The sequence below is a fragment of the Actinocorallia lasiicapitis genome (genome assembly GCF_054778695.1).
This window is the reverse complement of the sequence record NZ_BAAGZI010000611.1, coordinates 1-2,217: the sequence shown is the minus strand read 5'-3', so window position 1 is coordinate 2,217 and position 2,217 is coordinate 1. Positions and strand designations below refer to the sequence as shown.

Below are 2,217 nucleotides of genomic sequence, written 5' to 3'. Positions count from 1 at the left end.
CTCGCCGTCGAGCCCGTGCCGCGCCGCCCCCGCCTGCACGACCATCACGCTGACGCTGTGGCTGACGATGTCGTGCAGATCGCGGGCCACCCGCGCCCGCTCGTCCTCTACGGCCTGCCGGGCGGCGCTCTCCCGTTCCCGCTCCACCAGCCAGGCGCGCGCGCCCAGCTCGTCACGGCGGCGGCGGCGTTCGCGCAGCGCCCACAGACACGGGACCGCCAGCAGCAGCGGGACGATCCACACGGGCACCATGCCCCCATCATGGCGAAAAGCCGGACACGCGGCCATCGTCCGCCCGGGGGAGGGCCGTACATCCGCCGGATGACGGCCGCCCCGAACTACATCCGGCACCCGACGCGGCCCGGCCGGGCGCGGGCCTACCTTCGCGGCATGGAAACGATGGTTCGGCTCAGCAACGTGCGCAAGGAGTACGGGGAGACCGTCGCGCTCGCCGGCGTCACCCTCGACATCAGGGCCGGCGAGGCGGTCGCGGTGATGGGGCCGTCGGGCTCGGGCAAGTCGACCCTGCTCAACATGGTCGCCGGGCTCGACCGGCCCACCGACGGCGAGGTGGTCGTCAGCGGCGAGGACATCACCGCGCTCGGCGAGACCGCGCTCGCCAAGTACCGGCGGCGCCGGATCGGGATGGTGTTCCAGTTCTTCAACCTGCTCGACGATCTGCCGGTGCTGGAGAACGTCATGCTCGTCGCGCAGCTCCTCGGCACGCACCGCAGGCAGGCGCGGCAGCGGGCGATGGAGCTCCTCGACGAGCTGGGCATCGCCGACCGGCGCAACGCCTACCCCGTCGCCCTGTCGGGCGGTGAGCGCCAGCGGGTGGGCGTGGCGCGCGCCCTGATGAACCGGCCCGCGCTGCTGCTGGCCGACGAGCCGACCGGCGCGCTCGACTCGCGCTCCGGCGAGCAGGTGATGGACCTGCTGCTCGACCTCAACCAGATCGGCCAGACCCTGCTGATCGTCACCCATGACCAGCGGCTCGCCGAACGCTGCGCCGACCGGGTCATCGGTTTCGCCGACGGCAGGGTCGCCTCCGACGAGACGGCGGGCACCCGTTGAGGGCGGTGTGGCGGGCCGCCCGCTTCGCCGTCCGGCGGCGCAGGCTCCAGACCGTCATCCTCGGCGTGGTCCTCATGGTGTCGACCGCGACGGTCGTGCTGGCGCTCGGTCTGCTCGTCACCGTCGACAAGCCCTTCGACCGGGCGTTCTCCCAGGTCAACGGCGCCCATCTGACGGTCGTCTACGACGCCGCCAAGACCGACGCGGCGAAGGCGGGCGCGACTGGAAGCGCGGCGGGCGTCACCGAGGCGGGCGGCCCGTACCCGCTGGCCCAGCTCACGGTCCCCGGCCGGATGTCGGCGGGCCCCGTGCACGCCGAGAAGTCGGAACAGGAGGAGATGCTCTCGCCCTACCCGCCGGGACCGTTCATCGCCGTGGAGCGCCCCGCCGACCAGGGCGGAGTCGACCGGCTGACGCTCACCAGGGGACGGTGGGCGGGCGGCCCCGGCGAGATCGTCATGTCGGCGCGGCTGCTCTCCCATTTCTTCGGGTTCGACCCCCTGACGACCAGGATCACCTTCACCGACGGCCGGACCTACGCCGTCGTCGGCATCGCCAGGAGCATCACCGGAAGCGCCGACGGCTGGGTGGCGCCCGGCACGCTCACCCGCCCGGACGCCTACCAGATGCTCTACCGGCTCGCCGATCCCGGCGCGGCCGCCTCGACCGTCACCGCGGGCCTGCCGGTCGTGTCCGCCCAGGGCTACCAGGTGGCGCGCGACGAGGTCACCCAGGGCGCGAAGGTCATCATCCCGTTCCTCGTCGCGTTCGGTGTGCTCGGCCTGCTCGTCGCCGTGATCATCATCGCCAACGTGGTCAGCGGCGCCGTGGTCTCGGGCTTCCGGCACATCGGGGTGCTCAAGGCGCTCGGCTTCACGCCCGCCCAGGTCACCGGGGTCTATCTGATCATGGTGCTGCTCCCCGGCGGGGTGGGCGGGCTGGCCGGGATCGGGCTGGGCAACGCGCTCGCCGGGACCGTCACCAGCGCGATGGACGACTCTCTCGACCTGCCCGCGGCCAACGGGATCTCGGTGGCCGTCGACCTCGTCGCGATGGTCGCGGTGCTGGCCGTCGTCGCCGTCACGGCGCTGGTGCCGGCGGTGCGCGCCGGCCGGATCCCGACCGTCCTGGCCATCAGCGCGG

At 73.1% G+C, this 2,217-nt stretch carries 3 protein-coding genes; 2 read left to right on the top strand and 1 reads right to left on the bottom strand.

What is annotated here, in order from left to right; all coding sequences use genetic code 11:
• A partial coding sequence (locus ACYVE7_RS32880; protein WP_460370333.1) for a histidine kinase occupies nt 1-252 on the bottom strand: 252 nt, incomplete at its 3' end.
• A gap of 138 nt (nt 253-390) precedes the next feature.
• On the opposite strand from ACYVE7_RS32880, the gene ACYVE7_RS32875 reads away from it, so the two are divergent.
• Entirely contained in the window at nt 391-1,074 is a 684-nt protein-coding gene (locus ACYVE7_RS32875; protein WP_460370331.1) for an ABC transporter ATP-binding protein, read from the top strand.
• 5 nt (nt 1,075-1,079) lie between these two features.
• A partial coding sequence (locus ACYVE7_RS32870) for an FtsX-like permease family protein (RefSeq protein ID WP_460370335.1) occupies nt 1,080-2,217 on the top strand: 1,138 nt, incomplete at its 3' end.

What these genes read in the sequence shown, in the direction of transcription:
- ACYVE7_RS32875 (WP_460370331.1), top strand. Translation starts at nt 391, where the DNA reads ATGGAAACGATGGTTCGGCTCAGCAACGTGCGCAAGGAGTACGGGGAG.